Raw genomic sequence first — 4595 nt, forward strand, 5'->3', positions numbered from 1 at the left:
TTGCTCTGCCGGTCATCTACGGGCTTTACCTTGTCCTTCTGGTGGTCTGGGTGCAGCCCTTCGGCACGGGCGGATGAGGCATTCATCGTCGCAAAAAACGAGCGGAGCACCTCGCGGCGCTCCACCTGTCTCGTCAGTAGAAGCCCAAACGGTGTTCTTGACGAGATCCGCAATCTCCCCTCTTGGCACGTCTTCCTCTTGTCGCAGCAGGAGCAGACCTTGCGATCACCGCCCTGTGGCGCTGAAAAATTAGTCCCACACTCTGTGACCCGCAGAAGCCAGACAGGGACTGCGTTCCCCCACGTTACCTACCTTCACAACATCGACGAGATGTCGGACGCTCCAGTGGGATAGGCGAACATCGTGTCCTTGAGCTGGTCGGCCGTCAGCCCGTGCCGCACGGCAAGGGTAAAGACATTGATGACCTCATCGGCATGCGGTCCCAGCAGGTGCGCGCCCAGAATGCGCTCGCTGCCGTCCTCGACCAGAACCTTGTAGCCGGAGACGGATTCCGCCTGCTGGCGCGTCGAGAACCAGCCGGGTGTCCGGTCGCACTGCATGCGGAACTTCAACCCCTGCTCCCGGGCCTCGGCCTCGTCGAGCCCCACACGAGCAATCAGCGGCAGGGTGAAGGCGACCGAGGGCACGCCCTTGTAGTTCGGCGTGCTGTGATTGCCCTCAAGCAGGTTTGCCGCAACCACCTTTCCATCATGGTTGGACACGGGAGTCAGCGGCGGGCCCATCTGGGCCGTGTCGCCGGCGGCGTAAACGGCTGGGTTCGAGGTGCTTTGCAGGTATTCGTTGAGCGCCAGCTTGCCGTCATGCAGTTCGACGCCAGCCGCCTCAAGAGCAAGCGGCGCGAAATCGGGCTTGCGGCCAGCCGCGTGCACGACGAGATCCGCATCGAAGGTTCTCGATCCCCCTTCGCCGGTGGCGGTTACGCGAAAGGCATCCCCGGTCTTTTCGACGCGCTCGACCTCGGTGCCGGTATGCAGGGTGACGCCGATCTCTTCGTATTTCTCCATCAACCATCCGACCAGATCCGGATCGAACCCCGTCAGCATCCGATCCCCATGCTGGAGGATCGTCACCTCCGCCCCGGCCCGCGCCGCGATGTGGGAAAATTCCGCCGCGATATAGCCTCCACCGACCAGCACGATGCGGCGCGGCAGGCTCTCCATTTCGAGGAAGCGCTCATTGTCGATCAAATGCTCTTCACCGGGAATCCCCAGCTTCATCGCCTCAGAGCCGGTCGCCAGAACGATGTGCTTGGCCTCCAGGGTCTCGCCATCGACCTCCACCGCATTCGGACCGACAAAGCGGGCCCGCCCGTGGAAGGTCGCGATGCCGCTTTCGGAGAAGCTCTTCTCCTTCTTCTCCGGCACCGGGTCAGTGAAGCCGCGCTTGAATTCCAGCAATTCGCGCCAGTCGATCCGCACGTCGCCCTCGACCCCCTTGCCCTGCATTCGCCGGGCATGATCGGAGGCAGAGGTGCCACCGATCAGCATCTTCTTGGGATCGCAGCCGCGCAGGGCACAAGTGCCGCCATAGGGACGGAAATCAGTCACGGCCACGCTTCGGCCAGCGGCGCTGACACGCTTGGCCACGGTGGTCGCGGCGGTGCCGCTTCCGATGACGATGACGTCGTATGTCTTGCTCATTTCAAATCTCCTTTGATCGGGTTTTCCGACTGCCACGCGCGGCCAGCCAGCCCGCGAAAGCCCCGGCGCCGACAAGTCCAACAAGCATCGGGGCCATACGGACCATCATGCGGGCTTTCATTCGGGAGCTCGGCCCCATGGCGCATCTGTCGCAGCAGTAGTGGCGGCCTTGGTGCTCCACCCCGGGAGTGGGGAACCGGCTGCCGCAACGGGCACATTCCTCAATTTCATGAGAGCGGATCTCGCCGGATATCATTGCATCCAGCGGAACGCCCTGCTGTCCATTCGATGACACTTTCCGCTCTCCTGTTTCAGGTCGAGATCCAAGAGACCGGGTGGCGCGAGACAGCCCTGCGGCCTCGTTGCCTGAGTCAGGCTGAGCGCTTCGATCCCGCTCCGGTGCGGCGCGCGCTGTCCTGTCGGCGTGGGTCCCCAGAAGCGCGTCGCCGCCGCCAGTCTCGTAGAGATCGAGGTTGATGGCGCTGTTGGTCAGCGGCAGATGTGTGAAGGCCTGCGGGAAGTTTCCGAGGAAGGCATAGCGTCCAGCAGGCCGACTGCGCACCAAAGCGGACCGGGCAGAACCAGTCCATCGCACCGTCCCGGCCGACCAGGGCCGCGCCGTGGCAATCGCCGAGGAGAGCGTAGTCTCGCAACGGCAGGTATCCGGCATTGCGGGGAGCCATCAGCCGCCCTCGCGGAAGGCGGGGTAGAGCATCATGCCGCCATCCACGAAGAGCGTCGTCCCGACCACGTAGTCCGACGCGTCCGACGCGAGCCAGACCGCGGCCTCGGCCACATCCTCGGTTTCGCCAACCCGGCCATAAGGGATGAGTTTCAGAAGCTCCTTCCGGGCCTCCTCGTCCTCCCACGCGTCCCGATTGATGGCCGTCTTGATCGCCCCAGGCGCGATGGCGTTGACGCGGATCTTCTCGCAGGCCAGTTCCTGCGCCATCGTCTCCATCAGGAGCTTCACCCCGCCCTTGGCGGTGGCGTAGTTCGCATGGCCCGCCCAAGGTATGGCCTGGTGCACGGAGCTGGTGAAGATGATCTTTCCGAGCGCCGGAGACCGTTCCGGATCGAGACCCTGACAGCGGAAGCGTCGCACCGCCTCCTGAGCGCAGAGGAACTGGCCGGTCAGGTTGACGTCGAGGACCTGGCGCCAGTCTTCGAGGCTCAGTTCGGTGAAGGTGGCATCGCGCTGGATGCCGGCGTTCGACACGAGGATGTCCACCCCGCCGAACTGCTCATCGGCCGCTTCGAACAGTGTCCCGCAGCCCTCCGGCGTTGAGATGTCGGCCTGCACCGCCTCGGCGCGACCGCCGTTCCTGCGGATTTCACCGACGATGCGATCGGCCGCCTCCTCGTCGGAGCGGAAGTTGACGATGACCGAGGCGCCCGCCGCAGCGAAGGCCTGCGCAATCCCCTCGCCGATCCCGGAGCTTGCGCCAGTCACGATCGCGCGGGTGTTTTCGAGTGGCAACTGCTGCATGGTATCCTCGATCAGGCCAGGCGGTCAGGCCGCCGGGTTCGGTGAACAGCCTCACACGGACGCCCAGTGCGAGACGCGATGTCTTCCCTCGAGCCTCCTCGGCAACGCTCAAGGAACGTCAGGACCTCCTCCAACTCTGCATCAAACTACAGACACGCGATGCAGGTTCCACAGGAGCGGACACCGACAATCGGCACCTGCATATGGAGGGGTGATCCGGCCCACTGACGCAGGGCGGGCCGGACGAAAGGCCGATCTTACCCGGCACAGCAGCTCAGCATGGCCACGTCCTTGTCGAAGGTCTGCGCTGCGAGCTTCAGGCCCTCGACGGTCGTCAGATAGGGAAAGATCGTTTCGCCCAGTTCCTTGGTCGTCATGCCCGCCTTCAGCGCCATCACCAGCGTCTGGATGGTGTCGGACCCTTCGGGCGCCACGATCTGTCCACCGAGCAGCCGGTCTGTCTCCCGGTCGGCCACGAGCTTGATGAGCCCTCGCGTGTCGCGCGCTGCCTGGGCCCGGGGCACCTGGTCGAGCGACAGCACCGAGGTCTTCACATCGTGTCCCGCATCGCGCGCCTGTTGCTCGCTCAGACCGACTCCCGCCACCTGCGGATCGGTAAAGACCACCCAGGGCATCGTGCTGTTGTCATATCGCTCTTCGGCATCCGCCACGGCGTTGCGTGCCGCGATCTTGGCGCCGTAGGCTGCCATGTAGACGAACTGGTCGCGGTCGGTCACATCACCGGCGGCATAGATGCCAGGGCGCGAGGTCTGCATATCCTGTCCCACGACGATCCCGCCGCGACTGTCGGTCTGCACATCCGCCTCCTGGAGGCCGAGATCTTCGGAATTGGCACGCCGACCGGCTGTCACGACGATCCGCTCGGCGGTGACGTCCTTCGCAGTGCCCTCCTGCGTGATCCTCAAGGTGACGCCATCTTCCGACGCAGCAACGCTGTCATATTGCAGACCGGTCAGCAGCGTGATGCCCTCGGCTTCGAAAGCCTCGGTCAGGGCGTCGGACACCTCGGGCTCTGCGCCGGGCAGCAGGCGGGAGCGTGCCACGAGGGTTACCTTGACCCCCATCCGCGCCATCATCTGCGCCAGCTCCGCGCCGATATAGCCAGCCCCGACGAAGATCAGGCTCTCGGGCAGGGTCTCCAGCTCCAGAAGTGATTGGCTGTCGAGCGGTTCGACATCCTCAATCCCGCGGATCGCCGGGACAAGCGACCGGCTGCCCGTAGCGATCAGCGTTCTGGGCGCGGTAATCGTGCGATCTCCGACCTGAACACCGCCCTCGACCAACGTCGCGGGGCCTTCCTCGATGTAATCGACCCCCTCATAGTTGGGCAGCAGGTCAGCGTATTTCTTCTGGCGCAAAGTCGCGACAAGGTCGTCCTTGCCGGCGACGAGCCGGGACCAGTCATCGACCTGCGCAGCACCTGA

General features: G+C 64.4%; 3 protein-coding genes. All 3 read right to left on the reverse strand.

The genetic code is table 11. The annotated features are described in order from the left end of the window. Positions 1 to 314 precede the first annotated feature (314 nt). Positions 315 to 1661, reverse strand: coding sequence for a dihydrolipoyl dehydrogenase family protein (locus CJ301_RS18150; RefSeq protein WP_099278752.1), 1347 nt, complete (start codon positions 1659 to 1661; stop codon positions 315 to 317). Positions 1662 to 2343: 682 nt separating this feature from the next. Continuing rightward, complete coding sequence (locus CJ301_RS18160; protein WP_099278754.1) at positions 2344 to 3150, reverse strand: glucose 1-dehydrogenase; 807 nt, start codon at positions 3148 to 3150, stop codon at positions 2344 to 2346. 257 nt (positions 3151 to 3407) lie between these two features. Then, a partial coding sequence (locus CJ301_RS18165; protein ID WP_099278755.1) for a dihydrolipoyl dehydrogenase family protein occupies positions 3408 to 4595 on the reverse strand: 1188 nt, incomplete at its 5' end.

Source organism: Limimaricola cinnabarinus, from assembly GCF_002723615.1.
In the GTDB taxonomy this organism is placed as follows: domain Bacteria; phylum Pseudomonadota; class Alphaproteobacteria; order Rhodobacterales; family Rhodobacteraceae; genus Limimaricola; species Limimaricola cinnabarinus_B.

Bases quoted from the DNA above. Each gene is read 5' to 3' on its own strand.
- CJ301_RS18150 (WP_099278752.1), bottom strand. From the start codon at position 1,661: ATGAGCAAGACATACGACGTCATCGTCATCGGAAGCGGCACCGCCGCG.
- CJ301_RS18160 (WP_099278754.1), bottom strand. From the start codon at position 3,150: ATGCAGCAGTTGCCACTCGAAAACACCCGCGCGATCGTGACTGGCGCA.